This window comes from Rhodoferax sp. AJA081-3 (assembly GCF_017798165.1).
Classification (GTDB): Bacteria; Pseudomonadota; Gammaproteobacteria; order Burkholderiales; family Burkholderiaceae_C; genus Allorhodoferax.
In genome coordinates, this window is record NZ_CP059068.1 from 180,887 (window position 1) to 200,998 (window position 20,112).

The window sequence follows — 20,112 nt, forward strand, 5'->3', positions numbered from 1 at the left end:
CCCATCAGCCCGGAGCGGCGCGGGCTGGCGTGACAATATGCGGTGCCGCTAGTCCTCAACCGCCAATCACCACTCTACATGCTTGCCAATCCCCCCATCGTTTCCGCCGCGGACCCCATAGTCTGCGTGCGGGACCTCAGCAAAACCTATGCGGACGGTTTCCAGGCCCTCAAGACCATCAACCTGGACATCCGGCGCGGCGAGATTTTTGCGCTGTTGGGCCCCAACGGTGCAGGCAAGACCACGCTGATCAGTGTGATCTGCGGTATGAGCACCGCCACCCTGGGCACGGTCACGGCCGACGGCCACGACACGGTGCGTGACTACCGTGCGGCGCGTTCCATCATTGGTCTGGTTCCCCAGGAGTTGCACACGGATTCGTTTGAGACGGTGTGGGCCACGGTGAGCTTCAGCCGCGGCCTGTTTGGCAAGGCGCCGAATCCGGCGTTCATCGAGAAAATCCTGAAAGACCTGTCGCTGTGGGACAAGAAGGACAACAAGATCTTGCAGCTTTCCGGTGGCATGAAACGGCGTGTGCTGATTGCCAAGGCCCTGTCACATGAGCCGAAGATACTGTTCCTCGACGAACCCAGTGCGGGTGTTGACGTGGAGTTGCGCCATGACATGTGGCGCCTGGTGCGCCAACTGCGCGATGCTGGCACGACCATCATCCTGACCACCCACTACATCGAAGAAGCCGAAGACATGGCCGACCGCATCGGCGTGATCCGCAACGGCGAGCTGATCGTGGTGGAAGACAAGCACGTGCTGATGCGAAAGCTGGGCAAAAAGCAACTGACGCTTACGCTGCAGCACCCCTTGGAACGGGTACCGGAGGCCTTGGCATCCTGGTCTCTCGAACTGTCGCAGCATGGCCAGCAGCTGACCTACAGCTTTGACACCCAGCAGGAAGACACCGGCATTGCCGCACTGTTGCGTGCCCTGGGCGAGGCAGGTATTGATTTCAAGGATCTGCATTCCAGCGAAAGCTCGCTCGAAGACATTTTCGTCAGCCTGGTCCACGATACGAAAGCAACGCAAGCATGAACGGCCTCAACCTGCACGGCGTGCGCGCCATCTACCGCTTCGAGATGAACCGCGCCTTTCGCACCTGGATGCAAAGCCTGATTGCGCCCGTGCTCTCCACAGCTTTGTATTTCATCGTCTTCGGCTCGGCCATTGGTTCGCGCATGGGCGACATCGGGGGGGTAAGTTATGGCGCCTACATCATCCCGGGGCTACTGATGCTCTCGCTGCTGTCGGAGAGTATTTCAAACTCTGCCTTTGGTATCTATATGCCCAAATGGTCTGGCACCATTTACGAGCTGCTGAGCGCACCGGTCGGATGGGTGGAGGTGCTGCTGGGCTATGTGGGCGCTGCGGTGAGCAAGTCACTCATGGTGGGCACCCTCATCCTCATCACAGCGCGATTTTTCGTGCCGTATGAGGTGGCGCATCCGCTGTGGATGATGGGCTTTTTGGTACTCACCGCCACAACTTTCTGCCTGTTCGGATTCATCATTGGTCTGTGGGCCGACAGTTTTCAAAAACTGCAGGTCATCCCGCTGCTGGTGATCACCCCGCTTACCTTCCTGGGTGGGGCGTTCTACAGCATCAGCATGCTGCCGCCGCTGTGGCAAGCCGTGTCGCTGTTCAACCCCGTGGTGTATCTCATCAGTGGGCTGCGCTGGGCGTTTTACGGCCAAGCCGATGTGCACATTGGCATCAGCGTGGGCATGACGCTGGGGTTCATGGTGGCATGTCTTGTGGTGGTGTGGTGGGTGTTCAAGACAGGCCGCCGCATCCGCAAGTGAGCCCTTGACTCGACAAAAACCTGGACGTGTCCTTGGAAGCGACCAACCTGGCCGAAGTGGCAGCCGGTGAATTGCAAGGCAACAAGGAGCTGGCCGCTGCCGCCTTCAACGCCCGTGTGATCCCCAGCGTGGCCGACACCGACCCCGAAGTGGCCTGGGTCGGCCTCACCGAAGACCAGGCCAAGGCCCAAGGCATCAAGGTCAAGAAGGGCCTGTTCCCCTGGACCGCATCCGGCCGCGCGATTGCCAACGGCCGCGACGAAGGCGTTACCAAACTGTTGTTCGACGATTCACCCGAGGCCCACGGCCACGGCAAGATCCTGGGCGGCGGCATGGTCGGCACCCATGCGGGCGACATGATTGGTGAGATCGCGCTGGCGATTGAGATGGGTGCGGACGCGGGGGATATCGGCAAGACGATTCACCCACATCCCACGCTGGGTGAATCCATTGGCATGGCGGCGGAAATTGCGCATGGCAGTTGCACGGATGTGCCACCGGCGCGCAGGTGATCTGAGCTAAGCTCCAATCATAATTAGCCCGGACTGGCAACAGTTCGGGCTAATTTTTTTCTGTCTGCGTGTTGAGTGTTGGTTTTTGACTTGGCGGTTGATCAGTTGTTGATAACTGTGCAAAACTTTTGCTCGGATGGGGCGAATTTTTTTCTGCTCATCGCAGGGGGGCGCGGCGGCGTCTATGGCATCCGCGAGACCACCAAATACTTACTTCAACTGTGTGGAGGTTTGTCACTTATGCCATTAGTTCTATTCAACGCGCGGCAAAGAGCCCACCGACGGCTGCTCCGCATGATTCCGGTCCTCAGCGCACTGGTTGCGGGCGTGTTGTTTTCCTCCTCAGCTGCCGCGCAGGCGACTGCCGCCAATTCCACCGTTGACGTGCTGAGCAATGTCCTGAACGTTGGGGCGACCACGACCGCAACGCTGACCCTGAAAGATGCCGGCGGTGTCGCACTCGGCGATGTCAGCGGCAGTGGCGCCACCATCACCAGCGACAGCATCAATTGCACCGTGGGTGTCATAACCCGCAGTGCGACCGATGGCACAGTGACCGCTTCGATCACCGGCGCTGGCGCCGGTTTTTGCATGATCGGTGGGACGCTTGAAGGCTCTACGCCTGTCACTGCCACGCAAGCCGTCACGGTGACCGCAGTGGCGACTGCAGGCAACTCCACGGTTGATGTGCTCAGCAATACCCTGAACGGGGTTGGCGCAACCACCACCGCGACGCTGACGCTACGGGACTCCGGCAATGCCCCGCTCGGCGATGTCAGTGGCAGTGGTGCCACCATCACCAGCAATAGCGGCAACTGCACCGTGGGTAGCTTTACCCGCAGCATGGTCAACGGTACGGTGACCGCCACGATTACCGCGGCCAGCGCAGGCTCCTGCACGATTGGTGGGACGCTTGACGGTACTACTCCCGTCATCGCCACACAGGCAGTCACGGTGACCGCTGTCGCGACTGCCGCCAACTCGACACTGGTTGTGGGCAGTAATACCCTGAACGGGGTTGGCGCCACCACCACCGCGACGCTGACTCTGCGCGACTCCGGCAATACGGCCCTCGTTGACGTCAGTGGCAGTGGCGCCACCATCACCAGCAACAGCGCCAACTGCACCGTGGGTAGCTTTACCCGCAGCATGGTCAACGGTACGGTGACCGCCACGATTACCGCCGCCAGCGCCGGATCCTGCACGATCGGGGCGACGCTTGACGGCACTGCTGCTGTTACCGCCACGCAGGCAGTCACAGTGACCACGGTGGCGACCGCTGCCAATTCCACGCTGACCGTAGGCAGCAACAGCCTGAGTGGGGTTGGTGCTACGACAACCGCTACGCTGACCCTGCGGGACTCCAGCAACGCTGCGCTCGGCAATGTTCTTGCCAGCGGAGCCACCATCACCAGCAACAGCGGCAATTGCACCGTGGGCAGCATTACCCGCAGTTCGTTCAATGGAACAGTGACCGCCACGATTACCGCAGCCAGCGCCGGAACCTGCACGATTGGAGGGACGCTCGACGGCACTGCTGCTGTTACCGCCACGCAGACCGTCACGGTGACGGTTTCCATCACGATCAGCGGCGGTAGCGGCACTATCCCCAGTGGCGGCAGCGGTACGATCACTGGCCCATCTACCGTCACCGTTGGCACGGGTAGCACGGTAGATGTTTCGTCGAGCAACGCTGGCGGTAGCACATTGACGCTCTCGGGCAACAGCTCTGGCGTATCCGTCAATCTGGGGGGTGGGTCGTCGCTCGGAATATCCACTGGCAGCACCGGCGCTACCTTGAGTGTCTCTGCCAGCGGCAGCGGAAATGCCTTATTGGTGACTCAAGGCAGTGCAACGTTGACTGGCTCGGCAGGTGGTCTAGTCCTGCAAGGTACTTCTGGGCAAAATGTTGTAACCGGTAGCAGCGGTGCAACGATCGTCGTAACTGGAAACAGTGGAAGCGGTGGAAGCACCCAGGTCACTGTTCAATCCGGTACGGTGACCGCGCCCCGTAACTGTGGAGTGCGGCCCACGCTCCCCTCTACGCCGCCCTCGGGCAGCAAGAGCAGTGTATGGAATACATACTTCGCAAGCGTCTCAAGTTATCAACGCAATTTGTTGGCGTTCTCGTTGTGTATAGCGCAGGCTGACCAAAGTGTTGACGGTCTACGAGTTGTGCCCCTTGCTACACCACTATCAATGGTTTTGTACAGGGGTGAAAGCATCACTTATGACGTGAACGGTGTCGTGACCGACACGTCGCTGGTGGACGGTGGTGCAGGGGTGGCACAAAATCTCACCTTGCCCATTGGCTTTAGCTTGGAGAGTGTGCCGGTATCCATTGACGGGACTCCGGCACGCCTGAATGGCGCCAATCTGGGCAGCAGCGTGGTCAATGCGCTTCAGACGCTGCTTGGTACAACCCCAACACGCCTGAGCAATAGCAGCATCGGCGGCATTGTCACTTCACTGACAGATGGCACAGTGATCACGGGAGTGCCGATTGGTCAGTTGCAAGTCTCCTCTCGGGACAACAGTGAACTGCAGTCCAACGGCTTGGCAAGGGTCGTCACGAATGGTGTGGTGGTCAATCTTGCGCCGACCGTGGCCAATCCAGACGCAATGGTTAGCCAGATCAAGGGCCTGGATGCACAAGCAACTGTGACGGTGATGGCCAGCGGTTTGCTCAAGGCGACGGTCAGCGGCGTACAGTACTTCTTCCGCCCATCTTGGACGGCAACCCCCAGCACGGCTAGCGGTTTTTCGCCAGATGCAGCTGGTAATCTGGTGTTTGGCGATAGCAAGTTGAAACAGACGCTTTACCCTGCGTTTGCTGACCCTAACAAAGTGATTGCTGTGCTAAGCACGATCTCAGGTGCTGGTTCGCCGGTGCAAGAGGCTGACGGCACGATTTCCGTCGCGGTCGGTAACCAGACCCTGACGCTACGGCCCGGCTACAACCTCATTAGCCGGCCGGTGGCCGACACTGATGTTTTGTGGTGGGTGGATGGTGGCGTCTATTACGTGAATTATTTGGACGGTACTGCTCAGTCATTTACAGTGAAATAAGCCCGTAAGCGGGATGTGGGGCGCAATGTCCGCAAGGCATTGCGCCCCTTTACGTTGGGCGCTCAGCTGCATCGGTCAAATCGGCAATCCTTTTAAAAGACCGACCTGGTTTTGAACGTGATGCCATCCGACCAAGCCGAATGGGGCACTTTCTATTGTTTTCTAGAATACCGCTGGCTCTCAAAGGGAGCCCACCCCACGCCCAGTGTTCCACTGGGCAGCCAGAGTGTTGAGTCTTTGCATTGTTTTTCCGAGAAAGTCGAAAGTTCGCCCTATGAATATCCCACTCAACCGAACGATCTGGTCCGGCGTCGTTGCGCTCGCTTTGGTGGCTTGTGGTGGTGGAGGTAGTAGTGCGCCCAGTGCACCAGCGACAAACTCGGGAACCCCCAGCACTGCGGCTCCCACGGCGACGGGCCAGACACCAGTGTCTCAAAACACCACACCAACCGATGGAACAACAGCGCCTACGGGAACCTCCCCATCGACCGGAGGCACACCTCCTACGTCCACCACACCGCAAGCGAACATCGTTCCGGTTGCATTCGCGGGGGGCGCACAGAACGTTGGCTTGGGTCTTGTCACCGTCAATGGCGGTGGCAGTTCAGACGCTAATGGTGATCCAATAACCTATGCTTGGACGCTGACATCCAAACCGGCAGGCAGCACGGCTGTGTTGACCACCACCACGGCCGTTGCAACCAGCTTCACTGCGGACATGGCCGGAAGTTATGTGGTGTCGCTGACCGTCCATGACGGCAAAGTCAGCAGCAGCGCAGCCAGCGTGACCATTACCGTCGCCGCTGCCGCTTGGCAGGCGCAGTCCACATCTAAGGTTTTCACGGCCCTCGCGCCCACCACGGACGACACGGTCAACCCCATGCGCGGTTATTACCGCTGGCGCGGGCAGGAGAAAGTCACCCAGGTCAGCCCAGCGCTGGATGCCTACCAACGGTACCGCTGGAAGGATCTGGAAACCGGTTTGGGCACTTATAACTTTGCCACCGTGCTCAGTGACCTGCAGACCGCCAAAAGCCAGGGCCGCAAATTCGCGCTGCGGGTGCAAGCCATGTTGGGCTACGACGACGGCCAGGTCTACATTCCCAGCTACGTGGTCAACCATGCCAGTTGCCTAAATGGCTGCGGTTGGTGGGCGGATTACGACGCGGGCACACCCGGGCTGACCTTTGTGCCTGATTGGAACGACCCCTACCTGCAACAACGCGCCAGTGCCTTGCTGCTTGCCCTCTCGACGGCCCTGGGTAGTCAGGACGACATCGCCTGGATTGACATCGGCATGTTTGGACAGTGGGGCGAATGGGCGCTGTCGTCGGGCATCAACTACGCTACCGCGCCGGCAGGCATTGTGGCGGCCACCGATGCCAGCAAACGCGAGTTTGTGGACATGCATTTGCGTGCCTTCCCAACCCGCCAGATGGTGATGCTGGCCATCTACAGCCGCTACAACGAAGTGCGGTATGCCACCACACAGCAAACCATCGCCAGCAAACCGGTTGGCATGCGTATCGATTGCCTGGGGCGTGGCGGGTTCATGAACCAGTGGACGCACCACCCCACCGAGTGGGCCACGCTGCAAGACGTGTGGAAGACCGCACCCTTTGTGGCTGAGTATTGCCAGTTTCCCAGTGGCGACCCCGCCGACACCCCGTTGGTTGCACAACAGCAGGTGCGCGACTTTCATATCAGCACCGTAGGCAATGGCAACATTGGTGATGGAAGCGCCAACAGCTGGGCATCGTATACCCCCACAGAGCAACAACAACTCATCCAGGTTGGCCGCGAGGCCGGTTACCGCTACCGGGTAGACACGGCCAATGTCGGCTTGACTGGCAGCGGGCTTTTGTCCGTGTCTGCTGTGGTGCGCAATGACGGCAATGCGCCCACGTATGAACCTTGGGAGGTGCTGCTGGAACTGACCAACAGCTTGGGTAACACCGTCTGGTCGCAAACAATGGTCGGTGATCTGAAAACCAACCAAGGTGCCGGCAGCATCCAGAGCTTCAGCACCACGGTGCAGTTGCCGTCTCAAAGCACTGGCGACTACACCTTGAAGTTGATCGCCCGTGATGCCCGCCGCCTCAGTGCCACCCCTGTGCGCGCGCCTCTGCGCTGGACAGTGGCAGAACGAACCAGCGATGGTGGTGTGGACTTGGCGAGTTTGCGTAAAAACTAGCAGAGGTGCGTCGTGGCCTCTTGCGTGTTTGGGTGCGCAGGGTACCGGTCAAGTCGCCACGCCGCTGGTACAGCGCAGCAGCACGTCCACCAGGGTGTTGATGTCAAAGGGCTTGCCCACATGGGCGTCCATGCCCGCTTCCACACTGGCCTGGCGGTCGGTGTCCATCACGTTGGCTGTCATGGCGACCACTGGCAACAACCGCAAGCCCAGGTCGGCGCGAATGGTGCGTGTGGCAGTGTAGCCATCCATGACCGGCATTTGAATGTCCATCAACACGACATCCACGTCGCCAGCGTGCGCACGCAGAAAGTCCACGGCCTGCTGTCCATCTGCACGGTGGATGACATGCGCACCTTCACCCTCCAAGGATAGTTTGGCCACCATCACATTGATGGGGTTATCTTCCACTAGCAAAACGCGAAGGCCCTGCAGACGCCGCTGTTTGTGTGTGGGAGGCGGGGTTGCGGGCTGCAGCTCCGCGTCCGACAATCCCAAGGGCAGGATCAGTGCAAAACGGCTGCCCGCGCCCGGTTCACTGTCCACGCTAAGGCTGCCGCCCATCAGATCGGCCAGACGCCGACAAATCGCCAGGCCCAGACCGGTTCCACCAAACTGGCGCGTGGTGGAAGCATCGGCCTGGGAGAACGGCTCAAACAGCCGGGCCAGTTGCTGCGGGCTGATACCGATGCCGGTGTCCTGCACGGCAAAGGTCAGTCGCACGCCCCCAGCTGGCGCTACCGGCGCATCGGGCTCACGCAAAATCTGCAAGCGCACCGTGCCCGTATGTGTGAATTTCACAGCATTGCTCAGTAAGTTGTTGAGCACTTGGGTGAGACGCAAGGCATCTCCACGCAAAGCCAGCGGCACGTCGGGCGCCACTTCCACAACGAAACAGATGCCCTTGTTGCCCGCCATTTGTTCGAACAGGTTGCGCGCCTGATCCAGCGTGCGGGTCAGGTCAAACGGGGCATCCTCCAGTACCAGTTTGCCTGCCTCGATTTTGGAAAAATCCAGCACGTCATTGACCACACCCATCAAGGTCTGGGCCGATGCATGGCACTTCTCGATCAAGTCGCGTTCCCGTGCTGGCAGGTCGCCTTGCAGGCACAACCGGGTCAGACCCAGAACGCCATTCATGGGTGTGCGAATTTCGTGCGACATATTGGCCAGGAACTCGGATTTGGCGGTATTGGCCCGCGTTGCCGCTTCGCGCGCCAGGTTGGCCTGCTCGGTCGCTTCACGGAACGACGAAACATCCAGTGCCGACAATATGAGCTGCTGACGTCCTGCGGCATCCTTGCCAATGCCGCCGTGTACCGACAGCCAGCGCGATTGGTCGGCCACCGCCATGCGGCATTGCCCGGACCAACCGGAGCCACCGTGGTCCAGCAATTGGCGAACCTGGTCGGTCAGCCAGGCCCGGTCTGGTGGATCGAAGAGGGAAACAAAGCCCTCCAGGGTCAAGCCATGCGCCGCATCCGGTCCCAGCCATGCGGCCAGAACGCGGTTGGGGGTTACACGCCCGGTGCCTGGATCCACCACCAGCGATGCCACCTGGGCCAGTTGCTCGGTCGCGTCCAGCAGTTCCTGGCTGTGCTGCAACTCGCGTTGGTTGCGCCGCGAAATCAGCAAAGGCAAACTGGTTGCCAAGGCAATGTTGAAGATCACGCCCATCAAGAAAGAAAGGCCCCAGGTGCGTCCCCCCAGGGTGGCAGTGTCGATCGGGCCGTGCACACCCCAAAATACCGTGCCCCGCCAGGCAAAGGACAGCGCGCCCAGCCCGAATACCGCCACCAAGCCCCACAACACACGCCGCTCTGCTCGGGTCTGGTCTTGCGCGTCGGCGCGTAGCCGTGCGATTTCTGCCAGAAACAAGCCGACCAACACGGTTGCCACGATTCCAACAAAGATCGACGAAATCAGCACCCGCTGACTGGCGTCGGGCTCCACCACCACACACCAGTACAGCCACGGCGCTTGCAGCAACAGCAATGTAAATGCCCAGCCCCGGTGGATGACACCGCGAAAGTACTGGCCAAAGCCCACCGTGAGTTCGGCAAAGCCACCCAATACCAGCATGTTGCCCACTAGAAAGGTCAGCCAATCTGGTGCGATGCCGCGCAAAGACAGCAAGAAGAAACCCAGTGCATAGATCACCGCCCCCCGGGTTATGGTGCGCGTGGCCAGCCGATTGGCCGTGGAAAAACTGGCGCTGCTCGCTAACACCAGTGGTAAGACCAGGCTGGTGAGCAGGGCGACGACACTCAGAGTCGGAATGTCCAATGCAATCATGGGGCCATTCTGGCCCAATTGTCCGGAATCTGTCGATGTTCGATTCTTCCTGGACCAGTGCGCAGTTCTTACAAGGCCCCGTTCTTGCGCGATGTGACCAGGTCTGAGCCGCTATCAACACCGACAAGACCAAAGCATCAAGGTCAAGAAGAGCCCGGTGCTCAGCGCGGTTCGTAGAGTACCGAGAAATCTCATCGGCCATTGGTTGCACCCAATAGGTCGTGCAACTCTAGGCTTTCAGATTTCGAAAGGCTGCGCTGACGCATCAAAGCGCAGCGGCTACCGCAAGTCCTAAGTCGGTCGTGCTGGCCTTGCCACCCATGTCCGGGGTTCGTGGGCCGGTGGACAGGGTGGTTTCGATTGCGCGGACGATGGCGTCGTGGGCGCCGGTGTGTCGCGCATCGCCATTGCCCAGAAAGTCGAGCATCATTGCGCCGGACCAGATCATCCCGATGGGGTTGGCGATGTTTTTGCCGTAAATGTCGGGGGCTGAGCCGTGCACGGGCTCAAACAGCGATGGGTAGGTGCGCTCTGGGTTGAGATTGGCCGACGGCGCAATGGCGATGGTGCCTGTACAGGCGGGCCCAAGATCAGACAAGATATCTCCGAACAGGTTGGATGCCACGACGACATCAAAACGCTCTGGACTCAGCACGAAGCGCGCTGCCAATATGTCAATGTGGTATTTGTCCCAGCGCACGCCAGGGTAGGCCGCCGCCATGGCTTCTACGCGTTCGTCCCAATAGGGCATGCTGATGGCCATGCCATTGGATTTGGTGGCCGACGTCAGATGTTTCTTGGGACGTTGCTGGGCCAGCTCGAACGCATATTGCAGGATGCGATCCACACCTTTTCGGGTGAAAACCGATTCTTGCAGCACCGTCTCGCGGTCGGTGCCTTCAAACAAACGTCCGCCAATCGCGGAGTATTCACCTTCGGTGTTTTCGCGCACCACGTAGAAGTCGATGTCGCCCACCTTGCGATTGACAAGCGGGCAAGGAATACCCGGCATCAGGCGCACCGGGCGCAGGTTTACATACTGGTCAAATTCGCGACGGAACTTGAGCAACGACCCCCACAAGGAAATATGGTCGGGGACGGTTTCGGACCATCCTGCTGCGCCAAAATAAATGGCGTCAAAGTCTTTGAGTTGATCAAACCAGTCGTACGGCATCATCTGCCCGTGCTTGACGTAGTAACCGCAGTGGGCCCAATCGAAGCTTGTGAATTCCAGGGCAATACCGAACTTGCGCGCAGCGGCCTCCACCACGCGCAGCCCTTCGGGCATGACTTCGTTGCCGATTCCGTCACCGGCGATGACGGCGATTTTGTGTGCTTGCATCCCAATCCCTTTTTCCTGTGGAAGTACGGCTGTGCTGCCGTGCCAGGATGCTAGTTTGTGAGGCTGATGAATACAATCTTCTTGAATGTTGACCCAGAGGACACGAAACGTGAACAATCGCCCCTTGTTGGAAGACTTGCGCTTTTTTTGCGCCGTGGTGCGTGCCCAGGCATTTGCCGCGGTGGCGCGTGAGTTGGGCGTGTCAAAGGCCGTTATCAGCAAGCGCATCAACTTGCTGGAAAAGGCACTGGACGTGAAGCTGCTGCACCGCACTACGCGGCGCCTGACCGTCACCGAACAAGGGGAAATCGTTTACCAGCGTGCGGTGCGTATCCTGGAAGATGTGGACGCGATGGCGCAAGCCATCACGACCCACCGGCTTGAGCCCAGCGGCCTGCTGCGGCTGTGCAGCAGTTCGGGGTTTGGCCGCAACCAACTGGCACCTGCGCTGTCGGCGCTGGCACTGCGCTACCCGAAGCTGGAGCTTCAACTGGAATTGCTGGACCGCCCGGTTGACCTGATCGGCGAAGGTTTTGAACTGGATATCCGCGTAGGCGAGGTCAGAGAGCCCAACCTGATCTCCCGCCGTATTGCAAGCAACCGCCGTGTGTTGTGCGCGGCTCCGCGTTATCTGGCGCAGCAAGGTTTTCCATCGGATCTGCAGGCCTTGGCCGGGCACCATTGCATGGTGATCCGTGAACGCGACCAGGACTTTGGGCGCTGGGTACTGAAAGGGCCAGAGGGCCTGGAGACCGTGAAGGTTCGTGGCCCGCTGTCGGCCAACAACGGCGAGGTTGTCCACCGATGGGCCATTGATGGCCTGGGCATCATCTTGCGATCAGAATGGGATGTTGGCCCCAGCATTGCCAGTGGCGCTCTGGTGCACCTCTTACCCGCGTTTGCCCAAGAGGCCCATGTGTGGGCGGTCTATCCAACACGCCTGTCCAACTCGGCCAAGGTTCGCGTGTGTGTCGAGTTTTTGGTGGATTGGTTCAGGTCAGCAAATGGTTACCACCCTGACGGTCCAATTTGAAATGGCTGACGGCCTGTGCCAGGCCCACCGCCAAATCCTTGAGCCCATCGGCCGCCGCAGCACTCTGCTCAACCAAGGCGGAGTTTTGTTGTGTCATTTGGTCTAGCGATGCGATAGACGCATTGATCTGGCTGATGCCGCTGCTCTGGCTGGATGCCGCCGCCGTGATCTCGCCCAGGGTGCTGTTCACGTTGTTGACCGAGCCCACGATGTCCTGCATGGTGGTGCCCGCTTCACCGACCAGGCGTGCTCCGCGCTCTACGCGCTCCACACTGGCGCCTATCAAGGCCTTGATCTCGCGCGCTGCCTCGGCCGAGCGGCCTGCCAGGCTTCGCACCTCACCGGCCACAACGGCAAAACCACGGCCCTGCTCACCCGCACGGGCGGCCTCCACCGCAGCATTCAGTGCCAGGATATTGGTCTGAAAGGCGATGCCGTCAATGACCCCGATGATGTCTGAAATTTTGCGTGAGCTGGTGTTGATCTCGTCCATCGTGGTCACCACCTCGGCCACCACCGCTCCGCCGCGTGCCGCTACGGTGGCAGCGGTCAAGGCCAGGCGGTTGGCTTCTTTGGCGGATTCAGCGCTTTGCTGCACGATGTGGGTCAGGTGGTCCATGGACTGCGCAGTCTGCTGCAAACTGCTGGCGGCTTCCTCGGTGCGGTGGCTCAGGTCCTGGTTGCCGTTGGCCACTTCGCCGCTGGCCAGTTCTATCGAATCTGCGGCCTGGCGTATTCCACCAACCAGGCTGCGCAAGCGATCTTGCATGGCACGAATGGCCTCCAGCAGGCGCCCGGTTTCGTCGTGGATGCGCACCTCGATTTCCGACGACAGATCACCCTGTGCAATACGTTCCGCCACCACCACCGCGCGGCCGATGGGTTGCGTGACGCTGGTGGTGATGCTCCAGGCAATGGCACCACCCAGCACCAAGGCGACCACCACCAGGGTGACCGAAATCACCTGTGCGCGGCGCTCCAGTGAGGACATGGCTGAATTGGCGTCTTCGGTCAGTTGGCGCTGCATCGCCACCAGGGCCTCCACCTTTTGGCGCATTTTTGTCTCTACGGGACGTACGTCATTGACCAGCGTCAGCACTGCGGCTTCGGTCTCCCGGTTGGAGCCCTGTTGTATGGACGTGCGAATGGCAGGCAGCGCAATGGCGGCTGCGGCCGTTACTTCGGCCAGCAGCGCCCGTTCGCTGTCGCTGGAGCCAACAGTGGCCAACAGGTCAGCTAGTTTCTTCTCGGCCGCCAGATACTTGGTTTCGGCTGCCTTGGCCAGGGCTACTTCGGCCTCGGCCTGCTTGCCATCCAGATCGGTTTCCAGGTTCGCAAACAGTGCCACTGAACGGGTCTGGATGGCCAGGTTGTCGATGCTGCTCATCAAATCATTGGCAACGCCGGTCTTGACGTTATTGACTTCCACGATGTTTTGCACCTGCCGCTTTAGCGACTGCACCGAATAGGCACCCGTGACGGCCACCGTAACCAGCAACAACAAAATGCTGGAGAAGCCAAAGCTCAGGCGTTTGGCCAGCGACAAAGATCGGAGATTGAAGGAGTACATGCGAGCCTGCGTTAAAGGTGTGGCGGGACTACCCCGCTATCGTCTGGCCAGTATCAGAAGCGCCCCTAGTGGCGTCAAGGGCGTATACCCCAGCAAGCGCCCGGCTTGTCAGTTCTGCGTCAGATTTACTTCAGCCGCCGCTTGGGACCGGTATGTTGACTTGTGTCAATGCGCGGTCCTGGTAATAACCCTATAGTTTCTCGGTCATTACTTCTTCTGCGGTGCCCCGCACCGCCTAACCCCATCTCCCATGCCAGTAGAACTCTATCGCGACACCCAGCACGCCTGTTTAATGTTTACCGACCTGATCGACGGCGATGCCCAGGCGGTGCAGTCCAACCAGTTCTTGATCATCGACAACGGTACCGCGGCCATCATTGATCCGGGTGGCAACCTGGCGTTCAACGAATTGTTCATGGGTCTCAGCTGCCACTTCAGCCCGCAAAACCTGAGCTACCTCTTGGCCTCCCACGCAGACCCGGACATCATCGCGTCGCTGGACCGTTGGTTGACGTCTACACCGGCCAAGCTGGTGATCTCGCGGGTCTGGGAGCGTTTTGTGCCGCATTTCACCAAGGTGGGTAAAACCGATAACCGCATCATCGGTGTGTCGGACCGTGGTGGACGTTTGCCCCTGGGGAAAAACGAGTTGTGGGTGTTGCCCGCGCACTTCTTGCACTCCGAAGGCAATTTTCACTTCTACGATCCGGTGAGCCGCATTCTCTTTACCGGAGACCTCGGCGTGTCCATGACCAGCGGACTGGATGCCCAGACGCCGGTGACCAGTCTGGCCGCGAACATTCCCCGTATGGAGGGTTTTCACAAACGCTACATGGTGTCCAACAAGGTGCTGCGCCTGTGGGTCCAGATGGCGCGCAAGCTGGACATCAGCATGCTGGTGCCCCAACACGGCGCACCCATCACCGGCCCCGCCATTGCCGAGTTTTTTAGCTGGGCTGAAAACCTGTATTGCGGCGTAGACCTGTTTGATGAGCAGAACTACCAGCTACCCACGGCACGGCTGCCGGTGTGACGGTGTGATACAGCGGGGCGGCTATCATCGCCCGCTCCATGCACTTTAATCTGGTTCTTTTGTTGATCGTCACCCTGGTCTGGGGCACGACGTTTCCCTTGCTCAAAACGGCGTCCAGCACGCTCAGCGGGGTTGAGATTTCCGGCATTCGCTTTGCACTGGCCGCGGTCTGCATGGCGCCGTTCATGCGCAGGGTGCCTAAGCGCACCTGGGTGGACGGTGCGGTATTGGGTGCATTGGCCCTGGTGTCGTATGTGTCGCAGGCCTACGGCATGCAATACATCTCCTCCAACCGCAGCGCATTTTTAACCAGTCTGGCGGTTCTTATGGTGCCCTTTCTGGGTTTGTTCTGGGGTGCCCGGTTGACGGCCACCACGCTGAGTGCGGCCTTGCTGGCATGTGTAGGTATTGGTTTTATGTCCTGGGAGGGCGGGGCGCATTGGCTGGGTGATAGCGCCACGGTTTTGTGCGCCCTGGCCTATGCCTTGTACGTGATCGTGTTGTCGCAGCGTTCCAGCGGTCACGACCCTCGCCAGCTCACTGCTACACAAATTGCGTTTATGGCGGCGTTTTCTGCATTGTGGATTGGCGGTGCAGGCATGGGCAACGACGCACTCAGCACGCTCCCAGAGCGGTTGGCGCCCCATGGGATGATTCTGCTGTACCTGGGCGTGGTGGCTACAGCCGGCATGTTGTGGTTGCAGGCTATTGCGCAACGCCAGGTACCGGCCGACAAGGCCTCGGTCATTTATGCCATGGAGCCCGTTTTTGCTGCGCTGTTTGCCTGGCTGTGGCTCCATGAAGTGCTGAGCAGCCGTGCCACCTTGGGCGGCGCTCTGGTGGTGGTGGCGGTTTTGATCAGCGAGATCAAACCCGGGCAGGCGCGCACCGAAAAGTCGAGCGCCTGATTTAAGAGGCTAAGAGGCTAAGAGGCGTGCTCCAGCGCGCCGAATTCAAACGAAAACAGGCAGTTGCCGCCGGCCTGTTTGGCGTGGTCGGTCACCAGCTCTGCGCGGTCGATCAACACGTCGGTACTGATGAAGTCCTGCAGGCCAATCAGGCACAGGCCCATGCTGACCGAAAGCTGCACCGATGTGCCATTGGCGTCGAAAGTCTCGGCCAAACTATTGCTGATGCGGCTTGCTGTTTGCTGCGCGTTGGTTCCCGCATCTTCTGCCACTGGTCCCAGTTCTTCCAGCACGATCACAAACTTGTCGGCAAAGAGCCGTGCAACCGCCACGTCGGGCCCCAGGGGCTGGCTGATGCGCCGGGCAACCTGCTGTAACAGTATGTCGCCTGCCAGGTGGCCCAGGTGTACGTTGTGGCTTTTGAAATCGTCAATGTCTACCATCAAGACGGCCGCATAACTTTGCAACTCATGGCACTTGTCAATGGCACGTTGCAGGCTGATGAGCAGGGCCGCACGGTTCTTCAGACCGGTCAAGGCGTCAGCGAAGTTGAGTTGGGCCAACTTCTTCTGCAGTGCCGAGTGGGCGCTGAGGAGGCGTGCAAAGGCCTTGTCGAAATTGGGGCTGCAGAAGTCTGCATCCAGATCAATTGATATGCCACCAAGCTCTGGCAGGCCCAGGCCGGGCAGCATGCTCGGTGCATGTTTGCGCTCTGGTGCATAGGCGCGGGTCATGCTTGTGGATCGTCTGGGTTTGGATCCCGATTTCGGCGTTAGCTGGATGGGTGCGCTCGTTGATTCCACGACTGATCTCCTGGTAGTTGTTGGTGTCTGACCCAGGTCTCACCCGGTGAGGGGCAGGCGATGTTGGCGCAGACAATACAAACATCCTGAGCACGGAACATGCCAGCTTTGGCGACCGTCCAACGCTTCCAAGCCATTGATTTGTAAGCAAATTGGTGCGTTTTTCCGAGCCTGTGGGTGCTGCTTGTGTAGAAATCTGCACGGGTGCCGCCGACGGTGTGCGGGTATCTACACAGTCCGAAAAAGTGCACCAGAATTAATTTCTTCGGACCGGCGAAGAGGTGGTGCCTGGTGCCCATTTTGGGGTCATACTGCGCGCATTTGTCGATGATATGCACGGCCCCTTAACCCTGAAACGCCGCCCCGTTCTGCCGCGCTGGCTAGGCTCTGCAATTGCATGGCTGGTGCTGAGCATGGCCGTAGCGGCGAGCATGGCCGTGGCCTATGTGTGGAGCGAACGTTTGGGTTTTGAGAAGCTGGATGACATTGCGAACCGCCATCTGGACCTTTATGCGTCCACACTGGAAAGCGAATTGGGTAAGCATGCCTACCTGCCCAGCCTGATCGAGATAGACCCCGACATCCGGCAACTGTTCGAAACCCCTGACGACCCCATTGCCCGTGCCAATGCCGCCCGCAAGCTGGCCAGTTTCAAGGTCCGCTCCAGTGCCATCACCACATTTGCGTTGGACCCTGTCGGCACCCCACTGGCGTCCAGTGACGGCTACAAGGAGGCTGGCGCCTTGGGACTGCCTTCGTTGTTGTCACGTGCCTTGCAGGCGCAGCGCACGCAGGTCTTTGTTGCCAACCAGGAGAGTGGTGCGTCGGAGTATTACTTCGCGCAGACCGTGTTGCACGACGCGCAGCCGGTGGGTATTGTGGGTGTCAAGCTGAGCCTGGACCCGCTGGAGGCAACCTGGATTGACCTGGGGCTGCGGTCCGAGAGCGAAAAGCTGTTGGTCATTGACGAAGAGGGTGTGGTCATCATGTCGTCCGTGCGCCAGTGGAAGTACAAGTCTGTCGGTGTTGATGGCTCGGAGCCCGGAGTCTTACTGCGCTTCACGGAGCAATATCCGCGGCAGCCAATTCGTCCGCTGAGCATGGTTGTGGAGAGAGTCGGGCCACGCGGCGCACGCCAGGTGCGTATTGTGGAGCCTGATGGCTCGTCCAGCTTTCACGTGGCGCAGGAGCGTGCCATCCCCCTACTGGGTTGGCGTGTCATGATTCTGTCCAACCCCCAGGACATGTGGCGCAATGCCCGCTATAGCGCATGGGGTGGTGGCGCTGTGGCTGCATTTTTTGGCTTGCTGACTCTGTACTTGTGGCAACGCCGGCGGGCCTTGCGTCAGATATCACGGGCCCGCAACGCCTTGCAGGAAGCCAATGCCCAGCTGGAACGCCGTGTGGCGCAACGCACCGATGAGTTGCGCCTGGCCAATGCAGAGCTGGTGGGTGAGATGCAAGAGCGCCAACTGGCACAGGACGAGCTGGTACAGGCCGGGAAACTGGCCGTTCTGGGTCAGATGTCTGCCGGCATCGCCCATGAAATCAACCAGCCCTTGACGGCACTGCGTGCGTTGGCCAAAAACACGTCCATGCTGCTGACCGCGGGCCGCATGGCGGATGTGCATGAAAATCTCCATGCCATCAGCGAGGTGACCGAGCGCATGGGTAGCATCACGGCGCAATTGAAATCGTTTGCCCGCAAGTCACATGGCCAGTACCAGGCGGTATCGTTGGCCGATGCTGTGCACTATATGCAGCGTTTGCTGGAGCACCGGTTCCGTGCCGAAGCGGTGCGTGTGGACTTCAATGTTCCCGAGCAATTGCGGGTCCGTTGCGACCTGAACCGCCTGGAGCAGGTGCTGGTGAATCTGGCGAGCAATGCGCTGGATGCCATGCGGGACCAACCGTTGAAGGTGCTTACCATTAGTACCTTGCCCGCAGAGGGCGGGCGAGTACGGGTGTGTGTTGAAGACACGGGTGCGGGCATGCCCGATGAATTGATGGCACGTTTGTTCGAGCCCTTCTTCACCACCAAGGCCAGTGGTGAAGGGCTGGGGCTGGGCTTGGTGATCTCGTCCAACATCGTGCGCGAGTTTGGCGGCACCTTGCGGGTCCACAAAGGGCGTCAGGGGCTGGTGTTTGAATTTGATCTGGAGTTGGCGCAAGGGGAAAACCATGTTTGAGGGATTCAAGGTGGTGTTTGTAGAGGATGACGCCACGGTGCGGCGCAGCCTGACCCAAACACTGGAGCTGACAGGTATTGAGGTGGAGGCCTGTGCCTCGGCAGAGGCTGCGTTGCCCCATCTGTGGGCGGGCCTGCAAGGCATTGTGATCAGTGACATCCAGCTGCCCGGCATGGACGGCTTGCAGTTGCTGGAGCACATGACAACGGTCAACCCTGCCATTCCGGTCATCCTGATAACGGCCCATGGCGATGTGGCCATGGCCGTGCAGGCCATGCGGGCGGGCGCTTACGACTTTATCGAGAAGCCTTTTTCCCCAGAACGCTTCATCGAAACCGCCCAGCGGGCACTGGAAAAACGGGTGTTGCGCATGGCCGTGGAAGACCTGCGCGCCCAGTTGCAGCAGAAGATCGGGATTGAAGTGGCCCTGCTGGGCAACTCGCCGTCCATGGTCCGCGTGCGGGAGCAGGTACTGCGCCTGGCCAGCACATCGGCCGATGTGATGATTGTGGGTGAAACCGGCACCGGCAAGGAACTGGTCGCGCGCTGCCTGCATGACCACAGCAAACGCCGCGACCGCAACTTTGTTGCGCTCAACTGCGGCGGCTTGCCGGAGACGCTGTTTGAAAGTGAACTCTTTGGGCACGAGGCGGGTGCATTCACCACGGCCAGCAAGCGGCGCATCGGAAAAATAGAACATGCCAACGGCGGGACCCTGTTGCTGGATGAGATTGAAAGCATGCCCTTGCTGTTCCAGGTTAAGCTGCTGCGCGTTTTGCAAGAACGCAAGGTCGAGCGCCTGGGCTCGAACGATGAGGTCAAAGTGGATATCCGTGTGGTGGCGGCCACCAAGAGCGATTTACTGGCACTGAGCCGCGAGCAAAAGTTTCGCAGCGACCTCTACTACCGGCTCAATGTGGCGGTGCTGCAATTGCCGCCCTTGCGCGAGCGCAAGGAAGACGTGCCGCTGCTGTTTGAACACTTTGTGAACCAGGCCGCCCAGCGCTACGGCTGTGCAGTGCCCAAGCTGACAGGGCCGCGTATGCAAGACCTGATGGCCCATGACTGGCCGGGCAATGTCCGCGAAGTCCGCAACGTTGCCGACCGGTATGTGCTGGAGCTGCCGCAGGCCGGCGAGGGGGATATGCCCGTAGCCGAAGAAGACGGATCGTCCACCCTGATGCGGCAAATGGACGTTGTGGAAAAGGTGCTGATCGAGCAGGCGCTCAAAGAGCACAAAGGCCGCCCCGTCGCGGTGGCCCAGGCTCTGGGTATTGCCAGAAAAACGCTGTACGACAAACTACACCGACACGCACTGTCCATCGACAGCTACCGCTGATTGCGGCTATG

Annotated in this window: 13 protein-coding genes and 1 pseudogene; 10 read left to right on the plus strand and 4 right to left on the minus strand. The window is 59.8% G+C overall.

Annotated features, from left to right (window positions below; all coding sequences use genetic code 11):
- Positions 1–78 precede the first annotated feature (78 nt).
- The 5 genes and pseudogenes from HZ993_RS00900 to HZ993_RS00920 all read left to right on the plus strand — a co-directional run bounded on the left by HZ993_RS00900 (position 79) and on the right by HZ993_RS00920 (position 7,589).
- Positions 79–1,047, plus strand: coding sequence for an ABC transporter ATP-binding protein (locus HZ993_RS00900; RefSeq protein WP_209395406.1), 969 nt, complete (start codon positions 79–81; stop codon positions 1,045–1,047).
- The gene (locus tag HZ993_RS00905) at positions 1,044–1,814 is read left to right on the plus strand and encodes an ABC transporter permease (RefSeq protein ID WP_209395407.1); all 771 of its coding nucleotides are present in this window, start codon (positions 1,044–1,046) and stop codon (positions 1,812–1,814) included. Before HZ993_RS00900 ends, HZ993_RS00905 begins: the two co-directional genes overlap by 4 nt.
- Positions 1,815–1,849: 35 nt before the next feature.
- Positions 1,850–2,326 (plus strand): annotated as a pseudogene (locus tag HZ993_RS00910) (dihydrolipoyl dehydrogenase); the annotation flags it as partial.
- 75 nt (positions 2,327–2,401) lie between these two features.
- Entirely contained in the window at positions 2,402–5,395 is a 2,994-nt protein-coding gene (locus HZ993_RS00915) for a hypothetical protein (protein WP_209395408.1), read from the plus strand.
- A 274-nt stretch (positions 5,396–5,669) separates the two neighbouring features.
- Entirely contained in the window at positions 5,670–7,589 is a 1,920-nt protein-coding gene (locus tag HZ993_RS00920; protein WP_371816955.1) for a DUF4832 domain-containing protein, read from the plus strand.
- Between the two features lie 48 nt (positions 7,590–7,637).
- On the opposite strand, the gene HZ993_RS00925 is transcribed toward HZ993_RS00920, so the two are convergent.
- A complete protein-coding gene (locus HZ993_RS00925) occupies positions 7,638–9,884 on the minus strand; it encodes an ATP-binding protein (RefSeq protein ID WP_209395410.1) in 2,247 nt (748 codons plus the stop codon).
- Positions 9,885–10,149: 265 nt separating this feature from the next.
- A complete protein-coding gene (locus tag HZ993_RS00930) occupies positions 10,150–11,226 on the minus strand; it encodes a tartrate dehydrogenase (protein ID WP_209395411.1) in 1,077 nt (358 codons plus the stop codon).
- A gap of 109 nt (positions 11,227–11,335) precedes the next feature.
- Here HZ993_RS00930 and HZ993_RS00935 point away from each other — a divergent pair, with 109 nt between their 5' ends.
- The gene (locus HZ993_RS00935; RefSeq protein ID WP_209395412.1) at positions 11,336–12,259 is read left to right on the plus strand and encodes a LysR family transcriptional regulator; all 924 of its coding nucleotides are present in this window, start codon (positions 11,336–11,338) and stop codon (positions 12,257–12,259) included.
- Here HZ993_RS00935 and HZ993_RS00940 read toward each other — a convergent pair.
- Complete coding sequence (locus tag HZ993_RS00940) at positions 12,219–13,829, minus strand: methyl-accepting chemotaxis protein (RefSeq protein ID WP_209395413.1); 1,611 nt, start codon at positions 13,827–13,829, stop codon at positions 12,219–12,221. The genes HZ993_RS00935 and HZ993_RS00940 overlap by 41 nt on opposite strands.
- 250 nt (positions 13,830–14,079) lie before the next feature.
- Here HZ993_RS00940 and HZ993_RS00945 point away from each other — a divergent pair, with 250 nt between their 5' ends.
- Both HZ993_RS00945 and HZ993_RS00950 read left to right on the plus strand, forming a co-directional pair.
- Entirely contained in the window at positions 14,080–14,862 is a 783-nt protein-coding gene (locus HZ993_RS00945) for an MBL fold metallo-hydrolase (RefSeq protein ID WP_209395414.1), read from the plus strand.
- A 38-nt stretch (positions 14,863–14,900) separates the two neighbouring features.
- Entirely contained in the window at positions 14,901–15,770 is an 870-nt protein-coding gene (locus tag HZ993_RS00950; RefSeq protein ID WP_209395415.1) for a DMT family transporter, read from the plus strand.
- Positions 15,771–15,787: 17 nt separating this feature from the next.
- On the opposite strand, the gene HZ993_RS00955 is transcribed toward HZ993_RS00950, so the two are convergent.
- Positions 15,788–16,504 carry a GGDEF domain-containing protein gene (locus HZ993_RS00955; RefSeq protein ID WP_209395416.1) on the minus strand — a complete coding sequence of 239 codons (717 nt, stop codon included), beginning with the start codon at positions 16,502–16,504 and terminating at the stop codon, positions 15,788–15,790.
- 401 nt (positions 16,505–16,905) lie between these two features.
- Here HZ993_RS00955 and HZ993_RS00960 point away from each other — a divergent pair, with 401 nt between their 5' ends.
- A complete protein-coding gene (locus tag HZ993_RS00960) occupies positions 16,906–18,762 on the plus strand; it encodes an ATP-binding protein (RefSeq protein ID WP_209395417.1) in 1,857 nt (618 codons plus the stop codon).
- Positions 18,755–20,101: a sigma-54 dependent transcriptional regulator gene (locus HZ993_RS00965; RefSeq protein ID WP_209395418.1), complete on the plus strand. Its 1,347-nt coding sequence runs from the start codon at positions 18,755–18,757 to the stop codon at positions 20,099–20,101. The genes HZ993_RS00960 and HZ993_RS00965 overlap by 8 nt, the downstream gene beginning before the upstream one ends.
- Positions 20,102–20,112 lie beyond the last annotated feature (11 nt).

Excerpts from the sequence above, each read along its gene's own strand:
- HZ993_RS00900 (WP_209395406.1), top strand. The coding sequence starts at position 79 with ATGCTTGCCAATCCCCCCATCGTTTCCGCCGCGGACCCCATAGTCTGC.
- HZ993_RS00905 (WP_209395407.1), top strand. The coding sequence starts at position 1,044 with ATGAACGGCCTCAACCTGCACGGCGTGCGCGCCATCTACCGCTTCGAG.
- HZ993_RS00920 (WP_371816955.1), top strand. The coding sequence starts at position 5,670 with ATGAATATCCCACTCAACCGAACGATCTGGTCCGGCGTCGTTGCGCTC.
- HZ993_RS00925 (WP_209395410.1), bottom strand. The coding sequence starts at position 9,884 with ATGATTGCATTGGACATTCCGACTCTGAGTGTCGTCGCCCTGCTCACC.
- HZ993_RS00930 (WP_209395411.1), bottom strand. The coding sequence starts at position 11,226 with ATGCAAGCACACAAAATCGCCGTCATCGCCGGTGACGGAATCGGCAAC.
- HZ993_RS00940 (WP_209395413.1), bottom strand. The coding sequence starts at position 13,829 with ATGTACTCCTTCAATCTCCGATCTTTGTCGCTGGCCAAACGCCTGAGC.
- HZ993_RS00945 (WP_209395414.1), top strand. The coding sequence starts at position 14,080 with ATGCCAGTAGAACTCTATCGCGACACCCAGCACGCCTGTTTAATGTTT.
- HZ993_RS00950 (WP_209395415.1), top strand. The coding sequence starts at position 14,901 with ATGCACTTTAATCTGGTTCTTTTGTTGATCGTCACCCTGGTCTGGGGC.
- HZ993_RS00955 (WP_209395416.1), bottom strand. The coding sequence starts at position 16,504 with ATGACCCGCGCCTATGCACCAGAGCGCAAACATGCACCGAGCATGCTG.
- HZ993_RS00960 (WP_209395417.1), top strand. The coding sequence starts at position 16,906 with ATGCACGGCCCCTTAACCCTGAAACGCCGCCCCGTTCTGCCGCGCTGG.
- HZ993_RS00965 (WP_209395418.1), top strand. The coding sequence starts at position 18,755 with ATGTTTGAGGGATTCAAGGTGGTGTTTGTAGAGGATGACGCCACGGTG.